13 protein-coding genes are annotated in these 26,176 nt (G+C 72.3%); 6 read left to right on the top strand and 7 right to left on the bottom strand.

Annotation, left to right across the window (positions count from 1 at the left end; all coding sequences use genetic code 11):
* Positions 1-57: 57 nt before the first annotated feature.
* Positions 58-843, bottom strand: coding sequence for a GntR family transcriptional regulator (locus AB0O00_RS08035; protein ID WP_363649311.1), 786 nt, complete (start codon positions 841-843; stop codon positions 58-60).
* Positions 844-1,134: 291 nt separating this feature from the next.
* On the opposite strand from AB0O00_RS08035, the gene AB0O00_RS08040 reads away from it, so the two are divergent.
* Positions 1,135-1,941, top strand: coding sequence for an exodeoxyribonuclease III (locus AB0O00_RS08040; RefSeq protein WP_363649313.1), 807 nt, complete (start codon positions 1,135-1,137; stop codon positions 1,939-1,941).
* Between the two features lie 67 nt (positions 1,942-2,008).
* On the opposite strand, the gene AB0O00_RS08045 is transcribed toward AB0O00_RS08040, so the two are convergent.
* Positions 2,009-2,224 carry a hypothetical protein gene (locus AB0O00_RS08045; RefSeq protein WP_363649315.1) on the bottom strand — a complete coding sequence of 72 codons (216 nt, stop codon included), beginning with the start codon at positions 2,222-2,224 and terminating at the stop codon, positions 2,009-2,011.
* Between the two features lie 142 nt (positions 2,225-2,366).
* The gene (locus tag AB0O00_RS08050; protein ID WP_363649331.1) at positions 2,367-3,455 is read right to left on the bottom strand and encodes a serine hydrolase domain-containing protein; all 1,089 of its coding nucleotides are present in this window, start codon (positions 3,453-3,455) and stop codon (positions 2,367-2,369) included.
* Positions 3,456-4,058: 603 nt separating this feature from the next.
* Here AB0O00_RS08050 and AB0O00_RS08055 point away from each other — a divergent pair.
* The 3 genes from AB0O00_RS08055 to AB0O00_RS08065 all read left to right on the top strand — a co-directional run bounded on the left by AB0O00_RS08055 (position 4,059) and on the right by AB0O00_RS08065 (position 8,062).
* Positions 4,059-5,414 carry an alpha/beta fold hydrolase gene (locus AB0O00_RS08055; RefSeq protein ID WP_363649317.1) on the top strand — a complete coding sequence of 452 codons (1,356 nt, stop codon included), beginning with the start codon at positions 4,059-4,061 and terminating at the stop codon, positions 5,412-5,414.
* Positions 5,415-7,004 (top strand): alpha/beta hydrolase, encoded by a 1,590-nt coding sequence (locus AB0O00_RS08060; RefSeq protein WP_363649319.1) that lies wholly within the window; start codon positions 5,415-5,417, stop codon positions 7,002-7,004.
* A 167-nt stretch (positions 7,005-7,171) separates the two neighbouring features.
* On the top strand, positions 7,172-8,062 hold the full coding sequence (locus tag AB0O00_RS08065) for a DUF4436 family protein (protein WP_363649321.1): 891 nt from the start codon (positions 7,172-7,174) through the stop codon (positions 8,060-8,062).
* Positions 8,063-8,292: 230 nt separating this feature from the next.
* Here the strand turns inward: AB0O00_RS08065 and AB0O00_RS08070 are convergent, their stop codons facing one another.
* A complete protein-coding gene (locus tag AB0O00_RS08070) occupies positions 8,293-8,742 on the bottom strand; it encodes a WD40 repeat domain-containing protein (RefSeq protein ID WP_363649333.1) in 450 nt (149 codons plus the stop codon).
* Here AB0O00_RS08070 and AB0O00_RS08075 point away from each other — a divergent pair.
* Both AB0O00_RS08075 and AB0O00_RS08080 read left to right on the top strand, forming a co-directional pair.
* A complete protein-coding gene (locus AB0O00_RS08075) occupies positions 8,708-8,830 on the top strand; it encodes a hypothetical protein (protein ID WP_363649335.1) in 123 nt (40 codons plus the stop codon). The genes AB0O00_RS08070 and AB0O00_RS08075 overlap by 35 nt on opposite strands.
* Positions 8,831-9,031: 201 nt before the next feature.
* The gene (locus AB0O00_RS08080; RefSeq protein ID WP_363649323.1) at positions 9,032-9,865 is read left to right on the top strand and encodes a competence protein CoiA family protein; all 834 of its coding nucleotides are present in this window, start codon (positions 9,032-9,034) and stop codon (positions 9,863-9,865) included.
* Between the two features lie 397 nt (positions 9,866-10,262).
* Here the strand turns inward: AB0O00_RS08080 and AB0O00_RS08085 are convergent, their stop codons facing one another.
* From AB0O00_RS08085 to AB0O00_RS08095, 3 genes are read right to left on the bottom strand one after another with little or no spacing between them, the layout of a single operon-like run.
* Positions 10,263-11,528 (bottom strand): cytochrome P450, encoded by a 1,266-nt coding sequence (locus AB0O00_RS08085; RefSeq protein ID WP_363649325.1) that lies wholly within the window; start codon positions 11,526-11,528, stop codon positions 10,263-10,265.
* Between the two features lie 11 nt (positions 11,529-11,539).
* The gene (locus AB0O00_RS08090) at positions 11,540-11,755 is read right to left on the bottom strand and encodes an MbtH family protein (protein ID WP_363649327.1); all 216 of its coding nucleotides are present in this window, start codon (positions 11,753-11,755) and stop codon (positions 11,540-11,542) included.
* Positions 11,756-11,758: 3 nt separating this feature from the next.
* Positions 11,759-26,149, bottom strand: coding sequence for an amino acid adenylation domain-containing protein (locus AB0O00_RS08095; protein ID WP_363649329.1), 14,391 nt, complete (start codon positions 26,147-26,149; stop codon positions 11,759-11,761).
* Between the last annotated feature and the right edge of the window lie 27 nt (positions 26,150-26,176).

Raw genomic sequence — 26,176 nt, forward strand, 5'->3', positions numbered from 1 at the left:
GGGCGTCCGGGCCTCGGCCTGAGGGTGGGTGCGATGTGGTTATGGAGCCGCCGCGGTTCAGGAGGCGGTGCGCACCTCGGCGGAGGCACCCGCGGCGGCGGCGACCGGGGTGACCTCGACCAGACCGGCTTCCCCGAAGGTGAGCTTGCAGGTGTCGGCGCGGTAGGTCGCGACGGCGAGCGCCACCAGGCGGCCGGCCGAGGCGTACTGGGTGGTCATCACCAGCACCGGCGAACCCGGCGGGCGCTCCAGCAGGGCGGCCTCGTCGGCCTCGGCGACGCCGAGCTCGACCGCGCGGGACTCACCGTCGACCTCCAGGCGCTCCAGCTGGCGCAGCACCGAACGGGCGCGGTCGCTCTCGGCGCGGAAGCCCGGCAGGTGCGGCAGCGCGGACGCCGGCACGTGCAGCGACTCGGTGGCCACCGCCCGGCCCTCGACCAGCCGGACCCGGCGGACGGTGTGCACGGTGGCGCCCTCGGCGATGCCCAGGTGCTTCGCGAGCCGCGGGGAGGCCGGGGCGGTGGTGCAGTCCACCGTGCGCCAGGCCTGGCTGCGGCCGGCCCCGGGCCAGCCCTCCTCCTGCCGGTTGACCGGCACGCCGACGCGCGGGGCGGCGATCAGGGTGCCGATGCCTCGGCGGCGGACCAGCCGGCCCTCCAGCTCCAGCTGGTCGAGCGCCTGGCGCAGCGTCGCACGGGCGACGCCGAAGCGGGCGGCGAGCTCGCGCTCGTTGGGCAGCACCTGGCCGGTGGAGAACTCCGAGTCGATGGCGCGGAGCAGCACCGTGCGCAGGTGCCAGTACTTCGGTTCCGGTACCGACGTGAGCTGCCCTGTCGTCCCCACCGTGTCCTCCACCCTGTCGAGATCCGCCCTGCCGGAGCGGCGGGCTGAGAAGAGGGGCGGATCGCGGGCCCGCTGTCCGCTGTTGCGGCAGGTGGGAGAGCGGGCCTTTATCCGTCCTTCTTTATTAAAGGTCCTTGCAGTAAGCGACCCTAGGGGCATCCCGCGGAGATGGTCAAGACCAATGGCACGCCTTGGTGCGACTGTCGCGGGACTTCATGCCGCGTTCACGTCATTACGCGACAGAGCGCGTCACGGCGCGGGCCGTGCGCATCCACTCGGTAGGCTGCCCGGGTGATCGTGGTGACGAGTGTGAACGTGAACGGAATCCGGGCCGCCGCCAAGAAGGGCTTCATCGAGTGGCTGGCCGCCACCGAGGCGGACGTCATCTGCCTGCAGGAGGTGCGCTCCGAGCCCGGCCAGCTGCCCGTCGAGCTGCGCGACCTGGACGGCTGGCACGCGGTGTGGGCCCCGTCGGCCGCCAAGGGCCGGGCCGGCGTCGCCGTCCTGTCCCGCGCGAAGCCGCAGCGGACGGTGATCGGATTCGGGTCGGATGAATTCGACAATTCGGGCAGGTATGTCGAAATCGACCTCCCTGGCCTCACCATCGCCAGCCTCTACCTCCCCTCCGGCGAAGTCGGCACCGAGCGCCAGGACGAAAAGGAACGCTTCATGGCGGAATTCCTCGCCCACCTCACCGCCCTGCGCACCCGCGCCGCCGCCGACGGCCGCGAGGTCGTCGTCTGCGGCGACTGGAACATCGCGCACCGCCCCGAGGACCTCAAGAACTGGAAGGCCAACCAGAAGTCCGCCGGCTTCCTCCCCGAGGAACGCGCCTGGCTCTCCCGCGTCTACGACGAGGCCGGCTACGTCGACGTCGTCCGCGCCCTCCACCCCGACCGCACCGGCCCCTACTCCTGGTGGTCCTACCGCGGCCGCGCCTTCGACAACGACTCCGGCTGGAGGATCGACCTCATCGTGTCCACCCCCGGCCTGGCCGCCAAGGCCATCGAGGCCCACGTCGAACGCGCCGACACCCACGCCGAGCGCTGGAGCGACCACGCGCCCGTCACCGCGGTGTTCGACTTCGGCGACAACTGACCTGCAGGAATCCGAAGTTGATCGGAGCTCAGAGCCGACCCCGGCCAACCGGCCACGCCCGCCCAGGTCAGTAAGCCTGCCCGACGCGTGCCCTCGGGCGGCCGGGGACCTGGGAGCGCTCCTCGGTTGTCGGCTCGGCGCCGACTCGGCTCAGCCACACCACGAAGGTGACGACGAAGAGCGCCTCCACCACCAGGGAGACCGGGCCGTACGGAATCTCCCAGCCGTCCTCGTGATAGCTCGGGAGCCCGACCGTACGGGACAGCAGGAACCCGGCGATCATGGCGACACTGGTCGCCGACCCTACGAGCCAGGCGACGACCGGCCTCCGGAGGGCCAGACTGGTACGGGTGGGTCACCGCGCCCACGGACCGGCGAACGACCGGCTGCGGCACGCACCCGAAACCCGCAAACCAGTCGACCCGTCATTTGGTCCAGATGTCCAGCAGCTGGTTCGCCGCACGGAAGTTGTCGGGTGAATCCACGTTGCACACCACGGTGACCGCGGTGTTCCGGTCCGGGCTCACCTTGAAGGTGCTGTGGAACTGCTCCCAGTCACCGCGGTGCACCAGGCTGTTGTCGGGGAGAAGGAGGATCCCGGCCCCGTATCGCCCGTCTTCGATGCCGCGCTGACGCAGGACGTCACCCACACTCACCGCCCCTTCCGTGACTCCGGTGAGCAGCGCCGTTCCACCGATGCGGCCGGTGCGGTAGTTATCGGCCCAGCGGACCATTTCCCCCGGGGTGGTTTGGATGGAGCCGTCTCCATACTGTTTCCAGGGGGATGAATTGAGAGTGAAGGAGCCGTCCTTCTCGTCGTACGACTTCGCCTTGCCGGGGACGTCCACCGCCGGGGCCAGAGTCATGCGCAGGTGCAGTGGGGTGAAGAACTCCTGTTGGAGGAAGGTCGGGAACGGCGTGCCGGTGACCTTTTCGACGACATGCGCCAGGAGGACGTAGTTGGAGTTGGAGTAGGAGAAGCGCGTGCCCGGCGGACCTTCCGGCTGTGAGGCGAGGATGGCCGCGATCGCTTCCTTCTGGCCGGCCGGATCCGTCAGCTTGATGCCCTTGGCCTCCAGCAGATCCTGGTAGTCGGGAATTCCGCTGGTGTGACGCATCAAGTCACCCAGCGTGACGTTCCGGGTCCAGGCGGGCGGGTTGTCGAGGAAATCGGACAGTGGGTCGTTCAGCGCGAGCCGATGCCGCCCGACCAGCAGAAGAACGGCATCCGCGGTGAATTGCTTGGAATTGGATGCCATGTCGAAGACCGTCTTCGAGGTGATGGCACGCCCGGTCACAAGGTCGGCTTTCCCTTTCCCCGCCTCCCAGACGACATCACCGCGTCTGCCGACCGCGGCCGCACAGCCGGGGCCATCGGCGGAGGGCACCAGCTCCTGGAGAACCGCTGCACTGCGTTTCTCGCGGTCGTCGCCGGCCGCGTGTGCCCGCGGGTCCACGACGCCGGGAAGCGCGACGACGATCACGGCGCCAAAGGCCGCGCACAACGATGCCATCCGATTCACGCAGACCACCTTCTTCCCTCTGTCGAGAGTCCTCCGGCGGCCATGCCCTGGCCAATCGATCAAGAGCCGACGCTCTGGGCCTGCTGGTGAGGACCGCACCGAGCAGCCGAACCACGGCACCCCGGCAGGTGACGGACCGCGGGGTGATGCCGGGCTGCTCCGAGTGGCGTCCATGAGTGGTGGACGTTTCCCCACGAACGCAGGCTGGCTTACGCAGCGCCCGTACCGACCGTGCGGCGGCGCGTGGAGCCACCCGGCGTCGTTCCCGACTGGGCCGCCTGGGACGACGGCGAGAGGGATCACATGGCGGAACAGGGCATCGGTCAGGGCTGCCTGCCGACCGTTCGCACGATCGGCAGGTCCGTACGAAGGCGGGTGCGGCACAGGTGCTTACAGGGGCGCTCCCGGAACGCGCCCACCGGGCTGGCGCTCGCCGCGGCTGGGCTGGTGTTCCTGGGGGTGGTCGGGCCGACGGCGAGCGGCGCCATGGCGGCGCCGGGCCGTGAGGCCCTGTCAGGAGCTCGGGCGCGGTTCGTGCCCGGGCCCTGCCCGGAGACGCCCGAGCCGGTCCCCGGGCGGTGCGGGTTCCTGGAGGTGCCCGAGAACCGCGCCACCCACCGGCACGGACGGACCATCCGGCTGGCCGTCGCGATCATCCCGGCGGTGTCCGCGACGCCGGCCGGGGACCCGGTGGTGTTCATGGAGGGCGGCCCCGGCGGCGACGCCTTCGGAAGCATCCCCTTCCTGATCGGCGCGGGCGTGAACAGCGACCGCGATCTGATCGTCATGGCCCAGCGCGGCACCCTCCACTCGGAGCCGAACCTCGCCTGCCCGGAGGTCGACCGGTTCTACGCGGGCGCCGTGGGGCTGCCCTTCAACGCGCCCTCCACCGGGGAACTCCTGGTCCGGGCGACGACGGAGTGCCGCAACCGCCTGACCGCCGGCGGGGTCGAGCTCGCCGCCTACAACACGACCGAGAACGCCGCGGACTTCGCCGACCTCCGTACGGCGCTGGGCATCGACCGGTGGAACGTCTACGGGTACTCCTACGGCACCGACCTTGCCCTCACCTACCTGCGCCTGCACCCCGAGGGGATCCGCTCGGTGGCGATCGACTCGGTCGCGCCTCCGAAGGTCATCAACCTGCCGTGGACCTGGGACAGCTTCCGGGAGGGGCTCGACGCGGTCTTCGCGGCCTGCGAGGCGCAGCCCGCCTGCAAGAACCGCTACCCCGACCTCCCCCGGACCGTCACCGAGCAGGTCCGCCGGCTGGAGGAGCACCCCCTGACGCTGACGGTGCAGCCCCCGGGGGGCGGAAACCCGGTGACGGTCGTCCTCGACGGGGGCGCGCTGACGGACCTGCTGGTCGCCAAGGCCATCCCGTTCGTCGACCTGCCCGCCGCCCTCGACGAACTCGCCCACGGGAATCCCGAGCGCTTCGCACGCGCCCGCGCCGCGGGTGCGACGCCCGTCGTCGGCGAATTCGCCTACGGGCTGAAGGAGTCGGTGGCCTGCAGCGAGTGGATGCCGGGCTTCTCCCGGGCCGAGGTGCTGGAGGCGGGGCGCCGCAACCTCCCCGGGTGGCCGGACACCGTCCTGGCCCAGGCGCCGCAGCTGCCCTTCCAGTACGACGTGTGCCGGGTCTGGAACGTCCCCGACCGCACGTCGATCCAGCGGGTGGACACCGTCAGCGACGTGCCGACGCTCGTCATCTCCGGGACCTTCGACTCCAAGACCGGGGCGAGCTGGGGCCAGTACGCGGCCCGCACGCTGTCCCGCTCGACCGTCGTGCGGATCCCGGGCATCGGCCACTGGGTGGTCCCGCAGTCGTGCTGCGCACAGAGCGTCCTGGTCTCGTTCCTCGATCGTCCGACCGCGCCCGACACCGCCTGCGTGGCGGATCTCGCGCCCGCGCCCTTCACCATCACCCCCGAAACGGAAACCGCGTAGATGACCATTTCCCCTCCCCACCGCCGCCGCACCGCGCGACGGCTCCGCACCGCCATGGCCGGGGCCGCGGCCGGCCTCCTCGTCGTGGGCCTCGCCGCGCTGCCCGCCCAGGCTGAGCCCGTTGCCGGACCGCTGCTCGGCACGGTCGCCCGGACGACCGGGCACGCGCACTTCGAGCCGGGCCCCTGCCCGAGGACGGCAGACCCGGCTCCCCCGGTCAAGAATCCCCGCTGCGGAACGCTCACCGTGCCCGAGAACCGCTCCCGGCCCGACGGACCCACCATCACCCTCGGCGTGGAGATCGTGCCCGCCGAAGCCAAACCGCCGGCGCCCGACCCGATCGTGTGGCTCGCCGGTGGCCCCGGCGACGACGCCGTGTCCGAGATCCAGCTGGCGCTCAACGGCGGCCTGAACCGCGACCGGGACGTGATCTTCATGTCCCAGCGCGGGACGTACTCGGCCGACCCGGCGCTCACCTGCCCGAACATCGACCAGTTCAACGCGGACTCCCTCGGCCTCGTCTACGGCGCGCCGTCCACCGGGCGCCTGCACGTCGAGGCGACCCGGGCCTGCCGCGACGAGCTGGCCGGCCGCGGGGCCGACCTCAGCGCCTACAACAGCACCGAGAGCGCCGCCGACTACGCCGACCTGCGCGAAGCGCTGTGCATCGAGCAGTGGAACGTCTTCGGCATCTCCTACGGCACCGACCTGGCCCTCCTCTACATGCGCCTGCACCCGCAGGGCATCCGATCGGTCGGCATCGACGGCGTCCTGCCGCCCTCCCTCGCCAGCGGGGCCGTGACCTGGAAAGCCGCACAGGAGGGATTCGACGGCCTGTTCGACGCCTGCGCGAAGCAGAGCGCCTGCAACGACCGCTACCCGAACCTGAAGGCCACCTTCGAGCGCCTCGTCGTCGACCTCGAAGCCCGGCCGGTCACCACCACCGTCACCGTTCCGGGCCACCCGGAGCCGGTGGAGGTCACCCTGGACGGCGGCGTCCTGGTGAACTGGCTGACCTCCGCCACCCACCTGGCGGCCGGGGTTCCCCGCTCCATCGACGAACTGGCCCACGGCAACCCGCAGCGGATCGCCGAGCAGTGGGCGGGCGGAAAGCTCAGCCCAGCGGCCTTCGGCAGGCTCTCCCACGGGCTCGCCTTCGGCGTCTTCTGCAGCGAGTGGACACCGTTCGAGAGCGAGGCGGACGTGCTCGCGGCAGGACGGCGCGCCTTCCCGTCGTTCCCCGACTCGGTGCTGGCCAACGCCCCGGGGCTCGCCTGGCTCCACGACGACTGCCGCGCCTGGGACGTCCCCGCGGCACCGCGCTCGGTCCGGGACGTGACGCACAGCGACATTCCGACCCTCGTGCTGTCGGGCGGGTTCGACGCCCAGACCGCGCCGAGCAGCGGTCCGTACGCCGCCCGCACGCTGAGCCGGTCCACCGAGGTCCTGGTCCCCTACGTCGCCCACGTCGTCTTCGCCGACTCGGCGTGTGCGCAGGAGATCACCCGCTCGTTCTTCGACACTCCGACCGCGCCCAACACGGAATGCCTCGCCTGCCTCCAGCCGCCTGACTTCGAGATCGCGGTGTAAGGCCAAGTCGCCAGGCCAAGTCGTAGGACCAAGTCGAGGCCATTGCCGGGTTCCGGCCCCGCCGTGCGACCGGCGGGGCCGGAGCCGCTCCGTGCGGGGCGCCAGGCCTCAGGAAGGAGGGTCACCCGGGTGACCACCGATCCCATCGCCTCCGGCGCGGGCCCGTCGTGAGCGGCCTCGCCGGGCTGCGCCGCAACCGCTTCGCCCTCGCCGTCGTGCTGCTGGTCCTCGCCTGTGCGACGGGCATCACGCTCTACCTCGACGAGCGCGGCACCCGGCAGCACAGCCGGGCGCTCGCGGTGCCGAGCGCCCCGGACTGGGTCGAACTGAACATCGCGGCCCAGGACTTCGACCCCAGGGGCGCGGAGCTGACGCTGTTCGTCCTGGTCCTTCCGCATGGCGGCCTGGCCCAGAGCTCCGACCCGTCCGCCTTCACCCGCCAGGTGGACATCAAGGTCGAGGCGATCGCCAAGACGGTCCTGCGGACAGCACCCGGAGAGGTGACGTCGCCACAGCTCGTCCAGGCCGGCCTCTACGGCGGCACCGAGACCGACTACCCCTTCGACCGCTACCGGTTCACCGTCGCCTTCTCGGCCTCGGACGGCACCGGCGCCGCCGTGCCCGTCGGCCTCGTCTTCGGCGACGCGGACCCGTTCTTCGCCGTCCACCCCACGGCCGACGGCCCGGCCTCCGGGACCGTGGTCCTGAACGCGAGGGCCACCCGGGCGCGCAGCACGCTGATCCTGGCGTGGTTCATGATCGCCGCGATGTGGGCGCTGGCGCTGGCCGTCATGGGCGGCGCGGAGGTGGTGTACCGCGGCGGCCAGGGAATGGTGTGGCCCGCGCTCGGCTGGATGGCGGCGACGCTGTTCGCGCTGATCAGCATGCGGAACGCGGCGCCGGGCTCACCGCCGATCGGCTCACTGATCGACTACCTCGCGTTCTTCTGGGCCGAGGGAATCATCGCGACCAGCCTGATCGTCGCCGTGCTCGCCGGCACCCACACCGAGCGCCGAAACCGCGCCACGACGGCCCAGGCAGAACCGGGCGAGCCCTGACACCCTGGCGTCTATCCGCTGGCGCATCGACCTCATCGTGACCACCCCCGGCCCGGCCGCCAAGGCCATCGAGGCGAGCGCTGGTCCGACCACGCGCCCGTCACCGCCGTGTTCGGCTTCGGCGACAACTCACCTACAGCCAGCGACAGTTGATCACAGCCCAGAGGCGGCGCCCCCCGCCAGGCTGCGCGGGCTTCGGGTCAGCGCCTCCTCGCCCTCACTCCCCCACGTCAACCGTTGCTGCAGACCGGTTTGGTCGAGTGGCCGGACAGGTAGGTTCGCCGCTCGTCGGAGGTGAGATCGCGGCTGATGGACTGGCAGATCTTCCGGATCGCGTCAGACGGCTGCGGAAGGGCGATATTCCACAGTCGTACGGTGGCGTCATTACTGCCGGTGGCGAGACTCTTTCCGTCCGGGCCGACCGCCACCGAGGACACGGCGGCGCTGTGGCCCGTGAGCGTGGCGCGGCTCTTGCCGGTGGCCACGTCCCACAGCCGTACCGTGTGGTCGGTGCCGCCGGTGGCGAGGGCGCGGCTGTCCGGGCTGAACGCCACGGAGGTCACCGTGTCGAGATGACCGCTCAGGGTTGCGACGTTCTCGCCGGTTGACACGTCCCACAAGATTGCGGTGGCATCGTCGCTGCCGGTGGCGAGAGTACGCCCGTCCGGACTGAAGGCCACCGCAAGTTCGTCGGTGACCCCGGCGCTCGTCGAGCGCGCCCTGGTGACCCTGGCCACCAACCGCGGGCTGCTACTGGTCGGCGAGTGACGGTAGTCGCTCTCCGCCGCGAGACGCGAAAGGCGGCACCACCCAACGGGTGGCGCCGCCTTCCCTAGCCGCACATGGCTGATGTACGCAACCTCATCTGCTCACGGCCCCGGCCGCCAGCGCCGACACCGCATGCACCCACCACTCCTCGGTAGGCCGCGAGACCGCTCCGGCCTTCGCCGTTCGTCGAGCGCCGGCAACATGGAGGACCCCAACCCCGGCCAGGAACACCGAGTGGGCAGCGCGGCGGCCAAACGCCTGGAGCTCTGCACCGGTTCGTACACAGGTTACGATTCGAGCAAAGGCCCTGACTATCCTGACTATCCGTCAGATCTGGCATATCCTCTGCCGCAAGCGAGCACGGACCGATCGGGCGGTAACCCAGTGGCAGCAGTCGACAGCCGGCGCGTACAGACAGCCGTCATCGGAGGCCCGGACTCGGACCAGCCTGTCATCGCCCCCGAGCAGCCGCACCACCTGGATGAGCTCCGACGTCATTTCGGAACCGACCAGTTCTGGTGCGGCACCCACCTGGGCGGCTGCGGCGAGAAGCTGATGACCAAACGGTACGAGTGGAAGGTCTGCCACTTCTCCCACTACCCGGACCGCGACGGCAGCAAGCCCACATGCCACCGCAGCGCAACCGGCGTGGAAAGCGCCGATCACCTCTTCATCAAACGTGATGTCAAAGCCTGGCTGGCCGACCAGGGGTATCTGGCCCAGGCCGACCTCCGCAGTCTGGGGCACGACCCAGGGGACGCCGTGGACTTCTGGCTATGCCCCACCGGGCAACACCTTCGGTTCGCGCTCCACCCCGGCGACTACCGGACCTGGCGGCGAGCCGTCGAGAGCCTCGGTGCGAAGACCGGCCGGGTCGAATGGGTCTTCGGGCGGGACGGTGCCGTGGTCACCGACACGGTGGCCCGACGCGGCTACGCCCTGCGGGTCCGCTGCGAGACACAGGGAACCGACCGCCGCGTCCTGATCGGCGTGGTGACGGCCAACACCGGCACCGTCCCCTGGGCACCGCTGTAGTCCTGCCGCATGACCACGCGCCGACACCCACGCCGAGCGCTGGAGTGACCACGCACCTGTCACTGCGGTGTTCGAGTTCGGCGACAACTGACCTGCACACCGCTGCAGTTGAACCTGTAGACCTCAGAGGCATCCCCGGGGTACGTCGCCGTTTCCCGTGCTCGCGCACGCTCACCGGCGAGAGTGCGCGAGCCGACGAGGCCCGTGCCGTCCGGTGACAACGCCTACCGGGCTGCACCGGCCTCGCCGGGTGCACCGAGGTCTACCAGCCGACGCGCGACGGTACGGGGCTGAGCTTGGCGCTGAGTGCCGGGAGGAAGGTCGGGAGCCTGGCGACCATGGATTTGGGGACCGGGGTGGGATCCCCATCCGCAGGTGGCTCGTCGTCGTTCGGGTGTCAGTAGGTGAGCGGGAGGGCGGTCAGCCGCCGTTGCAGTGGGTTGGGCCGCCAGTCGAGCGCCGCCCCGTCGGCCAGCCGCAGCTCGGGCAGCCGGCGCACCAGTGTGCCGATGGCCACCTCGGCCTGGAGTTTGGCCAGCGGGCCGCCGAGGCAGAAGTGCGGGCCGTTGCCGAAGCTCAGGTGCCGGTTGCCGGGGCGGGTCAGGTCGAGCCGGTCGGGGTCCTCGAAGCGGTCGGGGTCGCGGTTGGTCGCGGCGAGGAACAGGTAGACGAGTTCGCCCTCGCGCAGCATCCGGCCGCCGATCTCCAGGTCCTCCGCGACGACCCGGACGATCGCCTGGGTCACCGTGTCGTAGCGGGCCAATTCCTCGACGGCGCCGCGGATCAGCGCCGGGTCCTCGCGCAGCCGGGCCAGCTGGTCGGGGTGGCGCAGCAGGGCGAGGGTGCCGTTGCCGATCAGGTGGGTGGTGGTCTCGTCGCCGGCGGTGATCAGGACGAAGCAGGTGGACAGCAGTTCGGAGTCGGTGAGCCGGTCGTCGTGTGCCTGGGTGGCGACCAGGGCGCTGATCAGGTCGTCGCCCGGGTCGGCGCGGCGTCGGCGGACGAGGTGCGCGAGGTACTCGTCGAACTGGTCGATCGCCTCCTCGAACTTGCCGATGTCCTCGGTCAGGCGCCCGAAGCAGCGGAACCAGGACTTCACCCGGGGGTGGTCCTCGGGCGGGATGCCGAAGAGCTCGCAGACGACGGACGTCGGCAGTGGGGAGGCGACCGCCTCGATCAGGTCCATGGCCGGCCCGGCCTCGACGGCCCGGTCGATCAGCTGGTCGACGATCCGCTGGATGCCGTCGCGCAGGGCTTCGACCCGCCGGGCGGTGAACGCCCGGTTGGCCAGCTTGCGCAGGCGGGCGTGGTCGGGCGGGTCGGTGTTGGTCATCACGTGGCCAAGGCGGTCGGCGATCCGGCTGAAGGCCTTCAGGTTGCCGCCCTGCGCGACGTAGGCGCGGGTCATCCGGTCCCGGTCGTTGGACAGCCGCAGGTCGCCCAGGGCCGCCTCGACGTCGGCGTACCGGGTGAGGTACCAGATGCCCTGGGCGCTGCGGTGGACCGGGCTCTCGCGCCGCATGCGGGCGTAGAACGGATACGGGTCACGGCGGGCCTCGGGCGTGAGCAGGTCCGCCGCGAGGTCATGGGACGCGGCGAGGTCATGGGACGGGGCGAGGCCCGCCGTGGGGCGGGCCGCGTCCGTGGTTTCGGTCAGGTTCACCGTGAGCCGCGCTACCGCTGAGCGTCCATGGCGTCGGCGAGGCTCTTGGGCCGCATGTCGGTCCAGGACTGCTCGACGTACTCCAGGCAGGCGGCGTTGGTGTCGGGGCCGTGGGCGACGGTCCACCCCTCGGGGACGTCCGCGAACTGCGGCCACAGCGAATGCTGGTTCTCGTCGTTGACGAGTACGAGGAAGGTGCCGTCCTGGTCGTCGAACGGGTTGGTCATGGGTCAGTCCTCCTGGTGGGAAAGGTGGGGAAGGGTGGTGTCACCGGTGGCCCCGGCGAGCTTGGCGGCGAGGATCGGTCCGATCTGGGCCAGCGAGCCGGCTTCGGTCATCCGGTTGTGCCGGGTGGTGATCTCGTGCGATTCGATCCGGCCGACGATGTACGGGCGCCAGATCCCGGGCCCGGCGTTGTCCTCGGTCCGGTCGATCGTCGAGTTGAACAGCAGCAGATCTCCCTCGAACCTGGCGGGGACGAAGTCGACCGCCAGCTTCGCGTTGTTGATCATGATCTGGACGATCACCTCGACCTGTCGCTCCGTCAGGCCGGCCAGCGCGCTGCCCCGCTCGCGCAGGACCTCGGCGACCTCGCCGTAGGTCAGCTCCCGGTCGCCCGGGTCGACGTCGAGCACACCGACGAGCACGTCCCGTTCGGTGGGCACCGGCACCTCCTCGAACTGCACGTCCTTCACCGGGTAGGCGTCGAGGATCGCCAGCAGCGCGGTCCGCTCGCCGCGCGACTGCAGCTCGCAGGCCAGCGCGTGGGCGATCAGCCCGCCGGCGGACCAGCCGAGCAGCAGATACGGGCCCTCCGGCTGGATCTTCTGGATCTGGTCGGCGTAGTCGGCCGCCATCTCCTCGAAGGACGTCGGCAGCGGTTCGGGTCGGCCGAGGCCGCGCGCCTGGATCGCGTAGACCGGATGCTGCGGACCGATGTGGTTCAGCAGCCCGCTGTACGACCAGCTGATGCCCCCGCCGGGGTGGATGCAGAACAGCGGCGTGTCGGTCCCGGTCGAACGCAGCGGCAGCACCACGTCCAACGCGTCGTCGGGATCGTTCATGACCAGGCGCTCGGTGAGCCCGGCCACGGTCGGCGCCTCGAACAGCATCCGCAGGCCCAACTCCACGCCGAGGGTCTCCCGGACGCGGGAGGCCAGGCGCGCGGCCAGCAGGGAGTGCCCGCCGAGGCCGAAGAAGTCGTCGTCGATGCGCACCTGCTCCCGGCCGAGGACCTCGCCGAACAGGTCGCACAGCAGCTCTTCCTGCGGGGTCCGGGGGCCACGCCCGACGCCCGACGCCCCGTACTCGGGGGCGGGCAGGGCGGCCCGGTCCAGCTTGCCGTTGGCGGTCAGCGGCAGCGCGTCCACGGTCACGAAGGCCGACGGCACCATGTACTCGGGCAGTTCGCGGCGCAGCCGGCCGGACAGCTCACCCGTCTCGGGCGCACCCTCGGGGGCGGCCACCAGGTACGCGACGAGCCGCTTGTCGCCGGGCTGGTCCTCGCGGGTGACCACGGCCGCCTGCGCGACACCGGGGAGACCGGCGAGCACCGCCTCGATCTCACCGGGCTCGATCCGGAAACCACGCAGCTTGACCTGGTGGTCGGCCCGGCCGGCGAACTCCATGGTGCCGTCGGCAAGCCAGGCTGCCAGGTCGCCGGTGCGGTACATCCGGTCTCCGGCCGGCCCGTACGGGTCGGCGGTGAACCGCTGTGCCGTCAGGTCGGGTCGGCCGAGGTAGCCGCGGGCCACGCCCACCCCCGCGAGGTACAGCTCGCCGACCACGCCCGGGGGCACCGGCCGCAGCCGGGCGTCGAGCACGTAGGCGCGCATGTTCGCCATCGGCCGGCCGATCGGCACGGTCGCGGCGTCCTCCGGGAGGCTGCGGACCGGGTGGCAGGTGGCGAGGGTGGTGGCCTCGGTCGGGCCGTAGCCGTTGACCACGGTGAGGCCGGGGCAGGCCGTCTGCACCCGGGCGACGGCGGCCGGGGAGACCACGTCGCCGCCGGTCCACACCTCGCGGACCCCTCGAAGCAGCTCCGGGCGTTCCTCGGCGACCAGGCGGAACAGGCCGGCCGTCAGCCACAGTCCGGTCACCTCGTACTCGCTGACCGTGTGGTGCAGCAGGTCGAGGTCGAGCCGACCGGGCGGTGCGACGACGGCCCGGCCACCGCTGAGCAGTGGCACCCAGTGCTCGTACGTCGAGAGGTCGAAGGCGGTCGGGGAGTGCAGCAGCACCCGCTCGTGTCCGCCGCGGTGCCAGTCGGGGGCGAGCGCGAGGCCCACCACGTCGCGGTGGGTGACGGCGACGCCCTTCGGCCTGCCGGTCGACCCGGAGGTGTACATGATGTAAGCCAACTGTGACGGCCTGCACGGGACTTCGGGATCGGATGCGTCGGTCTCGGTCCGGAGCAGTGCGGTCAGCACGTCCTCGGTGAGCACGAGGGCGGCCCCAGCCTCCTGGAGGATCAGCTCGATCCGGGACTGCGGGAAGCGCGAGTCGAGCGGCACGTAGGCGCCACCCGCCTTGATGATCGCCAGCACTGCCACGACCAGGTCCGCCGAGCGCTCCAGCAGGACCGCGACCGGGGCCTCCGGCCGCACGCCCCGGCGGATCAGGGCCCGCGCGAGGCGGTTGGCCCGCAGGTCGAGTTCCCGGTACGTCAGCTCGGTGGCGCCCGCCACGACGGCCACCGCGTCCGGGGTGGCCAGCACCTGGCGGGCGAACAACTCCGGCAGCGCCGCCTCCGGCAGCTCGGCGGCGGTGTCGTTGACCTCGGAGAGCAGAAGGTGGCGTTCCGCGTCGGACATGATGTCGATCCGGCCGACCGGCCGGTCGGGGTCGGCGACCGCCGCGCGCAGCAGCCGTGCCCAGCGGTCGAACAGCAGCTCCACGGTGGCCGGGTCGAACAGGTCGGTGGCGTACTCCACCGCGCCCACCAGACCGGCGAGGCCGCCGTCCGGGCGGTACTGCTCGGCCAGGCTGAACGTCAGATCGACCCGCGAAGTGCCGGTCGGCGCCGCCAGGTAGCCGGTCCGCAGCCCCGGCAGGGTGAACTCGCTCAGCGGCGCGTTCTGCAGGGCCAGCATGATCTGGAACAACGGGTGGTGCGACAACGACCGGGCCGGGTTGACCACCTCGACCAGGTACTCGAACGGCACGTCCTGGTGGGCGTAGGCGGCCAGCGCCTTCTGCCGGACCCGGCCCAGCAGTTCGGTGAACGCGGGGTCGCCGCTCGTGTCGGTGCGCAGCACCAGGGTGTTGACCATGAATCCGACAAGGTCGTCCAGCGCCTGGTCGGTGCGCCCCGCGATGGGGCTGCCGATCGGGATGTCGGTGCCGGCGCCGAGCCGGGTGAGCAGCGCGGCGAGGCCGGCCTGGAGCACCATGAACATACTGGCGCCCTGTGCGGTGGCCAGGTCCCGCAGCGCCTGGTGCAGTTCGGCGTCCAACCGGACGGCGAGCGTGCCGCCCCGCTGGGAGGCCACCGGCGGCCGGGGCCGGTCGGCGGGGAGCTGCAGCTGCTGCGGTAGCTCGGCCAACTCGTCCTTCCAGTAGGCGAGTTGCCGGGCGAAGAGGCTGTCCGGGTCGGCGGCGTCGCCGAGCAGGTCGCGCTGCCAGCGGGTGTAGTCGGCGTACTGGACCGGCAGCGGGGACCACTGCGGTTCCTCACCCCGGCAGCGGGCCCCGTAGGCCGCGGCCAGGTCGCCGGAGAGCGGGCCCATCGACCAGCCGTCGGCCGCGATGTGGTGAACCACGAGCAGCAGCACGTGCCGGTCGGGGGCCAGCGCGTAGAGCTCCGCGCGGATCGGCGGCTCGGCGGCCAGGTCGAAGCCGCGCTGGGCGCCCTCGGCCAGTCGGCCGGGCAGCCGCGCGTCGCCGAGCTCGATGACGGGCAGCTCGGGGCGGGACTCGTCCGCGCTCAGCACGAGCTGGTACGGGACGCCGTCCGTCTCGCGGAAGACCGTCCGCAGGCTCTCGTGCCGGGCGATCACGTCGGCGAGCGCGGTGTGCAGCGCCGGGCGGTCGAGTTCGCCGTCCAGGTGCAGCGCGAGCGGCATGTTGTAGGTGGCGCTCGGTCCGTCCATGCGGTGGAGGAACCAGAGGCGTTGCTGGGCGAAGGACAGCGGCACCCGGTCGGGGCGGGGACGGACGGTCAGCGCGGGCCGCTCGGTGACAGAGCCGTCGAGACGCGCTGCCAGGGCGGCCACGGTCGGGTGTTCGAAGAGCGTGCGGACCTCCAGTTCGGCGCCGAAGGTCACCCGGACCCGGGAGGCCAGGCGGGTCGCCAGCAGGGAGTGCCCGCCCAGGTCGAAGAAGCTGTCCTCGACGCCGACGCCGGGCAGCCCGAGCACGTCGGCGAAGAGTTCGGCGAGCAGCTGCTCCTGCGGGGTGCGCGGGGTCCGCCCGGCCGTGGCGGTGCCCAGGTCGGGGGCGGGCAGAGCGCGGCGGTCGAGCTTGCCGCTGGGGGTCAGCGGCAGCGCGTCCAGGACCACGAAGGCCGACGGCACGAGGTAGTCGGGCAGGCGGTCGCGCAGCCGGTCGCGGAGTTCGCCGACGAGGGCGCCCGTGGCGCGGCGCCCGGTCGGGCGGTTGGTGAGCGAGGACAGCGCAGTGCCGGACGGCCGCCGCGGCCGGTAGACCTCGACGGGGGCGTCTGCTTGTCCAGCGGCGAAGAGCACGTCGAGGGCTTCGGGTGCGCCGGCCGACCAGGTGACGGCCACCCGGCGGCCGAGTTCGTCGCCGAGCGCGCGGAAGTCCTCCGGGTCGGGCAGGCCGTCGTCGTCCGGGCCGTGGAGCCGGTCCAGCAGTTCGGCGAGCGTAGCGTCACCGTTCTGGACCGCGCGGACCAGCGCGGCCTCGCGGGCGACGCGCCGGTTCGGCACCCCGGTGATACGGACCGGCTCCGCGCCCTGCCGTACCAGCAGTTCACGCAGGTCCACGAGGTCGGCGACGTCCCGGCCCCAGGTCACGTCCTGGACCGCAACCGGCGCGGCCGGCTGCTTGTGCAGGGTGACGTCGTAGCGGTAGCGGGTCAGCTCGTTGTGGTGCCGGCCTTGCTTGATCTCCACGGCGACGGCGCCGATGTCGGTGCTGCGGTCCCGCAGGACGGTGAAGTAGTCCGGGTCGACGAGGAGTTCCTTCTCCACCAGGAGGGCCTGTTCCACGGCGCGGCGCACCGCGGGCAGATCGGCACCGTCGGTGGCCCGGTGGAGCTGGACGGCGGTGGTGAAGGGGCGTAGCAGTCGCAGGTTGCGGACGTCGCCGACGAACAGGGCGCCGCCGGGGGCGAGCAGACGCATCAGCTTGTCGATCACGTCGGCGAGGTAGTCGGCGGACGGGAAGTACTGCACCACCGAGTTGATCACGATGGTGTCGAACTGCCCGGTGGGAAGGCCCTCGGTGTCGTGTGCCGGGCGGGTCTGGAGCACCACGCGTTCGGCGAGGTCCGGCTTCCCGGCCACCTGGGCGGCGAGTGCGTCGATGGCGGTGGCGGAGAAGTCGGTCGCCCAGTAGGCCTCGCAGTGCGGTGCGATCTGCGCGAGGAGCAGGCCGGTGCCGACGCCGACCTCCAGCACGTGGCGGGGGCGCAGGGCCAGGATGCGGGCCACGGTCGCGTCCTGCCACTCGCGCATCTGCTCGATCGGGATCGGGCCGGCGTCGTAACTGCTGTTCCAGCCGACGAAGTTCTGGCCGAAGGCGGCTTCCTCGGGGGCGATGGGCAGGGCGTCGTAGATGTCCCGCCACTCGTCCACGTGGTCCGCTTCGAGCCCGTCGTCCCGGGCCGTGTCCTGGCGCGGGACGACGTAGCCGATCAGGCGGTCGTCCTTGGCCAGGACGGCGGCCTGGGCGACGGCAGGGTGCTCGGCGAGCGCCGCCTCGATCTCGCCGGGTTCGATGCGGAAGCCGCGGACCTTGACCTGCTGGTCGGCACGGCCGACGTACTCCAGCTCGCCGTCCGCCCTGCGACGCACCACGTCCCCGGTGCGGTACATGCGGTCGCCGTCCACACCGAACGGGCAGGCCACGAACCGCCCGGAGGTCAGCCCCGGCCGATTGAGGTAGCCCCGGGCCAGGCCCGCACCCGCGACGTACAACTCCCCTGGCACACCGGGCGGAACCGGCTGCAGTCGCGCGTCCAGCACGTAGACCCGGGCGTTGGTGATCGGGCGGCCGATCGGCGGCACGCCCGACCCGGGCGACAACGGGTCGCTCATCGTCGCGCACACCGTCGTCTCCGTCGGACCGTACGCGTTGATCATCCGACGCCCGGGCGCCCAGCGGTCCACCAGCTCCGGCGGGCAGGCCTCGCCCGCCACTACCAGCGTCGACACGGTCACCGCGTCCTCGGGCACGGCGGCCAGGACGGACGGGGGCACGGTGACGTGGGTGACCGCGAGGCCCGGGTCGGTCAGCGCGGCGACCGGGTCCGCCGCCGGGGGCAGCACCAGGGCCGCGCCACGCAGCAGGGCGGTGTAGATCTCCGACACCGAGGCGTCGAAGCTCGGCGAGGCGAACTGGAGCACCCGGCTGTCGGGTTCGATCGCGAACCGCTCGATCTGCCCGGCGACCAGACTCGCCACGCCACCGTGGGCGACCACGACGCCCTTGGGGCGGCCGGTCGAGCCCGAGGTGTAGATCACGTACGCGGGGTGCCGGACGTCGAGCGCGACCTCCGGATCGGTGTCCGGCCACTGCGAGACCTCGGCCACCATCGCCGGATCATCGACCACCACCGACGGACGGGCGTCCGCCAGCATGAAGTCGACCCGCGACCGCGGGTACGCCGGATCCACCGGAAGGTACGCGGCCCCGGCCTTCAGGACACCGAGGACGGCCACCACCGACTCCACCGAGCGCGGCAGCGCCACCGCCACGACCTGCTCCGGGCCGGCACCCCGCGCGATCAGCGCATGCGCGAACCTGCTTGCCCGCGCGTTCAACTGACGGTACGTCAGCTCGACCTCGCCGCAGACCATCGCGATCGCGTCCGGCGTCGCCGCCACCTGCGCCGCGAACGCCTGCGGCACCGGGGCGGCGCCCACCTCGCGGGTGGTCGCGTTGCCGCCTTCCAGCAGCCGGTGCCGCTCACCAGCGTCGAGGAGGTCGATCCCCCAGATCGGCCGCTCCGGGTCGGCCGTGACCGCCTCCAGCAGGAGCGTCCAGCGCCGCGCGAGGGTCTCCACCGTTTCCCGGTCGAACAGGTCGGTGGCGTACTCGATCCCGCCGACGATCCCGGCCGGGCTGCCGTCCGGCCCGAATTGTTCGGCGAGGGCCACACCGAGGTCGAACTTGGCGGTTCCGGTCGCCACCGCGTAGGTGGCGACGTCCAGGCCGGGCAGCGAGAAGCGGCCCATCGGCGCGTTCTGCACGGCCAGGATCGTCTGGAACAGCGGGTGGTGCGACAGCGAGCGGGACGGGTTCAACACCTCCACCAGGTGCTCGAACGGCACGTCCTGGTGCGCGTACGCCGACAACGCCGTCTCCCGCACCCGACCCAACAACTCCGCGAAACTCGGATCACCGCTCGTGTCGGTGCGCAGCACCAGCGTGTTGACGAAGAACCCGACCAGATCGTCCAGCGCCTCGTCCGTGCGCCCCGCGATCGGACTCCCGATCGGAACGTCCGTCCCCGCACCCAACCGCGTGAACAACGCCGCGAGGCCTGCCTGCAGCACCATGAACAGACTGGTACCGGTGCTACGCGCCAACTCACTCAGGGAGGCGTGCAGTTCGGGGCTCAGCTCCAGACCGACCTGGCCTCCGTGCCAGCGGGCGACGGCCGGCCTCGGCCGGTCGGCGGGCAGTTGGAGCAGCTCCGGCAGGCCGGACAGCTGTCGCTTCCAATAGCCGAGTTGCTCGGCGAACCGGCTCTGCGGGTCGGTGGCGTCGCCGAGGAGGTCACGCTGCCACAGCGTGTAGTCGGCGTACTGCACCGGCAGGGCCGGCCACTGCGGCGCACGGCATTCGCTCCGCGCGGCGTACGCCTCGGCCAGGTCGCGGGCCAGTGGCCCGGTGGACCAGCCGTCGCCGGCGATGTGGTGCATGACCACCATGAGCACGTGCTCGTCCGGTGCGAGCGCGAACAGCTCCGCGCGCAGCGGCGGTTCCGTCGCCAGGTCGAACGGCTGACGGGCGAACTCCGCGAGCCGCTCGGGCAGTTCGGCCTCCGACACCTCGGTCAGCCGCGCCCGGGGCCGGGCCTCGGCCGGGTCCAGGACGTGCTGGCACGGGACGCCGTCGGTCTCCGGGAACACCGTCCGCAGGCTCTCGTGCCGGGCCACCACGTCCGTCAGCGCCTCGTCCAGCGCCGCCCGGTCGAGCGTCCCGGTCATCCGCAGCGCCAGCGGGATGTGGTAAGTGGCGGCGCTGCCGTCCATGCGGTGCAGGAACCAGAGCCGGCGCTGGGCGAAGGACAGCGGCACCGCCTCCGGCCGCTCCTGCGCGGTCAGTGCCGGGCGGGGACGGCCGGCCTCGGCCAACGCCTCGGCCAGGCCCGCGACCGTGGGCGCCTGGAAGAGCGCGCGCAGCCCCAGCTCCACGCCGAGCACCGAACGCACCCGCGCGGCCAGCCGGGTGGCGAGCAGGGAGTGCCCGCCGAGGTCGAAGAAGTCGTCGTCGACCCCGACCTGCGGCACGCCGAGCACCTCGGCGAACAGCTCGCAGAGGATCTGCTCCTGCGGGGTACGCGGGGCCCGGCCCGTGGCCGTGGTCACCGCCTCGGGCGCGGGCAGGGCCGCACGGTCCAGCTTGCCGTTGGGCGTCAGCGGCAGCGCGTCCAGCACCACGAAGACGGCCGGCACCAGGTAGTCGGGCAGCTGGTCGCGCAGGTACGCCGTCAGCTCCGCCGCGTGGACGGTCGCGCCGGGGCGCGCCGCCGCGTAGCCGACGAGCCGGTCGTCCCGGGCCGCGACGGCGGCCTGAGCGACAGCGGGGTGCTCCGCCAGGGCCGCCTCGACCTCACCGAGTTCGACGCGGTAGCCGCGCACCTTCACCTGCTGGTCGGCGCGGCCGACGTACTCCAGCTCGCCGTCCGCCCGGCGGCGCACCACATCGCCGGTGCGGTACATGCGCTCGCCGTCCGCGCCGAACGGGCAGGCCAGGAACCGCCCGGCGGTGAGTCCGGTCTGGTTCAGGTAGCCGCGCGCGAGGCCGGGGCCGGCGACGTACAACTCCCCCGCCACACCCGGCGGAACCGGCTGCAGCCGCTCGTCGAGCACGTACGTACGGAAGCCCGCGACCGGCCGACCGATCGGCGGCACGCCCGGCCCCGGGGACAGCGGCTCGCTCATCGTCGCGCACACCGTCGTCTCCGTCGGACCGTACGCGTTGATCATCCGCCGGCCCGACGCCCACCGGGCCACCAGCTCCGCCGCACACGCCTCACCCGCCACCACCACCGTGGTGGCCGTGAGCTCGGCACCGTCCAGCGCGGCCAGGGCCGAGGGCGGCAGCGTCACGTGGGTGACGTCCAGCCGGCGGTCCGCCAGCGCCTCCAGCGGGGCCTCGGCGGGGGCCAGGACCAGGGCGGCGCCGGTGAGCAGGGCGCTGCACAGGTCCCAGAAGGACGCGTCGAAGCTGGGCGAGGCGAACTGGAGCACCCGGCTGCCCGGCTTCAGGCCGAGCCGCTCGACCTGCGCCGCCACCAGACCGGACACGCCGGTGTGGCTCACCACGACGCCCTTGGGACGGCCGGTCGAACCCGAGGTGTAGATCACGTACGCCGGGTGCGCGGGATCCGTCACGACGGCCGGATCACTCTCAGGGAAGTCCCCTTCGGCCACCATGGCCGGGTCGTCGACCACCACCGTCGGGCGTGCGTCGTCGAGCATGAACGCGATCCGGGCGGCCGGGTACGCCGGGTCCACCGGGAGGTACGCGGCCCCGGCCTTCAGGACGCCGAGGACGGCCACGACCGACTCCACCGACCGCGGCAGCGCCACCGCCACGACCTGCTCCGGACCGACGCCCCGGGCGATCAGCGCGTGCGCGAACCGGTTCGCCCGGGCGTTCAGGTGCCGGTAGGTCAATTCGGCTTCATCGCAGACGAGAGCGACCGCATCGGGCGTAGCCGCCACCTGCGCCGCGAACAGCTCCGGCAGGCTCGCGGTCGCATTCCGGCTCTCGGCAGCCGGCAGCAGCGCGCGGCGCTCCTCGTCGGACAGCAGGTCGATCCCACCGATCGGCCGCTCCGGCGCGGCGGCCACCGCGGTCAGCAGCCTGGCCCACCGGGCGAAGAGGGTCTCGACCGTCGAACGGTCGAACAGGTCGGCGCTGTACTCGACCGCGCCGCTCAGGCCGGCCGGTGCACCTTCGGGCCCGTGGTGCTCCGCCAGGCCGAAGGTCAGGTCGAGGCGCGCGGTCCCGGTGGGCACGGCCATCCCGACGGCCCTCAGACCGGGCAGATCGAAGTCGCCACCCGGCGCGTTCTGCACGACCAGCCCGGTCTGGAACAGCGGATGGTGCGACAGCGACCGGGACGGGTTCAGCACCTCCACCAGGTGCTCGAACGGCACGTCCTGGTGCGCGTACGCCGACAGCGCCGTCTCCCGCACCCTCCCCAACAGCTCGACGAACGACGGGTCACCGCTCGTGTCCGTCCGCAGCACCAACGTGTTCACGAAGAACCCGACCAGCTCGTCCAGCGCCTCATCCGTACGACCCGCGATCGGACTCCCGATCGCGATATCCGTCCCCGCACCCAAGCGCGTATACAGAGCAGCCAGCGCCGCCTGCAGCACCATGAACAGGGTCGCCCCCGAGCGTCGCGCCAACTTCACGAGCGCCGCGTGCAGTTCGGCGTCGATCCGGACGTCCAGCAGATCGCCCCGGTACGACATCGCGGCCGGGCGCGGCCGGTCGGCAGGCAGCTCCAGCTGCCCGGGCAGCCCGGCCAGCGCCTCGGTCCAGTAGGCCACCTGGCGGGCGAACACGCTGTCCGCGTCGTGCTCGTCGCCCAGAATCTCGTACTGCCACAGGGTGTAGTCCGTGTACGTCACCGGCAGCGGCGGCCAGTTCGGCGCCCCGCCCTCGCGCCTGGCGGCATAGGCCGCGGCGAGGTCACGGGCCAGCGGACCCATCGACCAGCCGTCACCCGCGATGTGGTGCATCACCAACAACAGCACGTGCTCGTCCGGCGCGACCGCGAACAGCTCCGCCCGCAGCGGCACTTCCGACGTCAGGTCGAACCCCCGCACCGCCGCCTCGCGCAGCAGCGCCGGCACCTCCGCCTCACCGGCCGCGCACACCGTCAGCGGGACGGCGACCTCGGCGGCATCCAGCACCCGCTGGTGCGGAACGCCGGCGGTGTGCGGGAAGACCGTGCGCAAGGTCTCGTGCCGGGCCACCACGTCGGCCAGCGCCGCGTCGAGCGCGGTCCGGTCGAGGTCGCCGGACAGCCGCAGGGCCAGCGGCATGTGATACGTGGCGCTCGGCGCCCCGAACTGCTGGAGGAACCAGAGCCGGCGCTGGGCGAACGACAGCGGCATCGGTTCGCGGCGCCGCTGGGGCACCAGGGCCCGCCGCGCGGTGCCGGCGTCATGCAGCCCGGCCGCGAGCCCGGCGGGCGTCGGCGTCCGGAACAGGGTGCGCAGCTCCAGCTCCAGCCCGAGGGTCGCCCGGACCCGCGAGACCAGACGGGTGGCGAGCAGCGAATGCCCGCCCAGCGCGAAGAAGTCGTCGTCGACCCCGACCCGCGGCACGCCGAGCACCTCGGCGAACAGCTCGCACAGGATCTGCTCCTGCGGCGTGCGCGGCGCCCGGCCGCCGGCGGTCGGGCCCGGCTCCGGCGCGGGCAGCGCCGCCCGGTCCAGCTTGCCGTTCGGCGTCAGCGGCAGCGCGTCCAGCAGCACGAACGCGGAGGGCACCAGGTAGTCGGGCAGCCGGTCGCGCAGGTACGCCGTCAGGGCCGCCGCGCTCGCCCCGCTCCCGGCCACGGGGACGACGTACGCGACGATCCGGTCCTCGCGGGCGATCACCGCGACCTGGGCGACGCCCGGGTGCGCGGTCAGCTCGGCCTCGATCTCACCCGGCTCGACCCGGAACCCGCGCACCTTCACCTGATGGTCCACCCGGCCGGCGAACTCCAGCTCCCCGTCGCCGCGCCAGCGGACCAGGTCACCGGTACGGTACATCCGCGATCCGTCCGGACCGTACGGGTCGGCGACGAAACGCCCGGCACTGAGCCCCGGCCGGTTCAGGTACCCGCGGGCCAACCCCGCACCGGCCAAGTACAGCTCACCCAGCACGCCGGGGGCGACCGGACGCAGCGCCGAATCCAGCACGTACACCCGACAGTTGGCAATCGGACGCCCGATCGGCACCGGCAGCGGACAGTCCGCCGGGTCCGCCGGCAGCGGATAAGCGGTGATCACATGGGTCTCGGCAGGCCCATAGTGGTTGTGCAGCACCCGCCCCGGCCGACGCGCCTGGAAGCGGCGCACCGCACCGCCCAGCCGCATCGCCTCCCCCGCCTGCGCGACCAGCCGCAGGCTCGGCAGCTCCAGCCCGGCCTCCTCCGCGGCCTCGGCCAGCGCCTCGACCACCAGATTCGGCGCGAACAACTCCTCCACCCGGTACCGCTCCAGCCACAGTGCGAACAGCTCGGCACTGCGCCGCTGCTCCTCCGTCGGCACCACCAGCGTCTTGCCGTACAGCAGCGCGGACAGCACCTCCTGCACCGAGACATCGAAACTGAGCGCCGTGAACTGCGCCACCCGAGCACTGGGTTCACCGCCGACGGCCCCGTGGTGCCACGCCAGCAGGTTCAGCAGACCCGCGGCGGGCATCACCACGGCCTTGGGACGGCCGGTCGAGCCGGAGGTGTAGATGACGTAGGCCGGGTGCCGGGCGTCCACCGCGACCACCGGATCGCGATCCGACCGCTCATCGGAAGGCGTGACGGCCGCGAGGTCGTCGAGCACCACCGCCGGTCGCGCGTCCTCCAGCATGTACGCGATGCGGGCGGCCGGGTAATCCGGATCGACCGGCAGGTACGCCGCGCCCGTCTTGAGCACCGCCAGAACGGCGACCACCAGTTCGGCCGAACGCGGCAGCCGCAGCGCGACGACCTGCTCCGGCCCCACACCACGCGCGATCAGCGCGTGCGCCAGGCAGTTGGCCCGGCGATTCAGCTCACGGTACGTCAGCACGACGCCCTCGAACACCACCGCCTCGGCCTCCGGCATCGCCCGAACCCGCGCCTCGAACAGCGACGGCAGAGTGACGTCGGCCGGAACCGGACACGCAGTGTCGTTGCGCACGACCAGCAACTCGTGCCGCTCCCCGGCGGTCAGCACGTCGATCCGGCTCAGCGACCGGTCCGGCGCGGCCACCACCGCCGCCAGCAACCGCACCCACCGAGCGACCAGCACCTCCACCGTGGCGTGGTCGAACAGGTCGGCGCTGTACTCGACCCGCCCGATGATCCCCTCGGCCACCCCGCCCGTCCCGCTGAGCTCCAGCAGGTGGAAGCCGAGGTCGAACATCGCCGTGGGCATCCGCACCGCCTGGAACTCGGCGCTCAGACCGCTCAGCGAGAGTTCGGTGGGCGGCACGTTCTGCAGCGCGAGCAGCACCTGGAACAGCGGCTGACGGGCCAGCGACCGGGACGGGTTGAGGGCCTCGACGACGTGCTCGAACGGCAGGTCCTGGTGCGCGTACGCGCCGAGCGCGCCCTCCCGGACCCGGCCCAGCAGCTCGGCGAACGTCGGGTCGCCGCTCGTGTCGGTCCGCAGCACCAGCGTGTTGACGAAGAACCCGACCAGCTCGTCCAGCGCCTGGTCGGTCCGGCCCGCGATCAGGCTGCCGACCGGGATGTCCGTCCCCGCGCCGAGCTTGTCCAGCAGCGCCGCCAGCGCGGCCTGGAGCACCATGAACACGCTGGCCCCGTGCTCCCGGCCCAACCGGACCAGCCCGGCGTGCAGCTCCGCGTCCAGGTCGACCGCGAGCCGGCCGCCGGAGCAGGAGGGGGTCGCGGGGCGGTGGCGGTCGGCGGGGAGCCGGATCTGCTCCGGCAGGTCCGCCAGCGTCCGCGTCCAGTAGGACGTCTGACGGGCCGACAGGCTGTCCTGGTCGTCCGCGTCGCCGAGCAGCCGGTGCTGCCAGAGGGTGTAGTCGGCGTACTGCACCGGCAGAGGCGCCCACAGGGGCTCCTCGCCGCGGCAACGGGCCGCGTACGCGGTGGCCAGGTCCCGCGCCAGTGGGCCCATGGACCAGCCGTCACCGGCGATGTGGTGCATCACCAGCAGCAGCACGTGCTCGTCCGCCGAAAGCTCGAACAGCTCGGCCCGCAGCGGCGGTTCGGCCGCGAGGTCGAAGCCGCGCGCCGCGGCACCGGTCAGCAGCTCGGTCAGACCGGTCTCGTCAGCCCGGGTGACGGGCAGCTGCGGCGGGGCCGTCGCGGCGTCCAGCACCTCCTGGTACGGCACCCCGTCGACCTGGACGTACACCGTGCGCAGGCTCTCATGCCGGGCGACGACGTCGCCGAGCGCTGCGTGCAGGGCGGCCCGGTCGAGTTCGCCCACCAACCGCCAGGCCAACGGCATGTTGTAGACCGAGCCGACGCCCTCCAGCTGGCGCAGGAACCACAGCCGCCGCTGCGCGAACGACAGCGGCACCAGCTCGGGCCGCTCCGCGCGGCGCAG

Origin of the sequence: Kitasatospora sp. NPDC093558 (genome assembly GCF_040683475.1) — a bacterium.
In the GTDB taxonomy this organism is placed as follows: Bacteria; Actinomycetota; Actinomycetes; order Streptomycetales; family Streptomycetaceae; genus Kitasatospora.

Bases quoted from the DNA above. Each gene is read 5' to 3' on its own strand.
- AB0O00_RS08045 (WP_363649315.1), bottom strand. From the start codon at position 2,224: ATGATCGCCGGGTTCCTGCTGTCCCGTACGGTCGGGCTCCCGAGCTAT.
- AB0O00_RS08050 (WP_363649331.1), bottom strand. From the start codon at position 3,455: ATGGCATCGTTGTGCGCGGCCTTTGGCGCCGTGATCGTCGTCGCGCTT.
- AB0O00_RS08060 (WP_363649319.1), top strand. From the start codon at position 5,415: ATGACCATTTCCCCTCCCCACCGCCGCCGCACCGCGCGACGGCTCCGC.
- AB0O00_RS08080 (WP_363649323.1), top strand. From the start codon at position 9,032: ATGGAGGACCCCAACCCCGGCCAGGAACACCGAGTGGGCAGCGCGGCG.
- AB0O00_RS08090 (WP_363649327.1), bottom strand. From the start codon at position 11,755: ATGACCAACCCGTTCGACGACCAGGACGGCACCTTCCTCGTACTCGTC.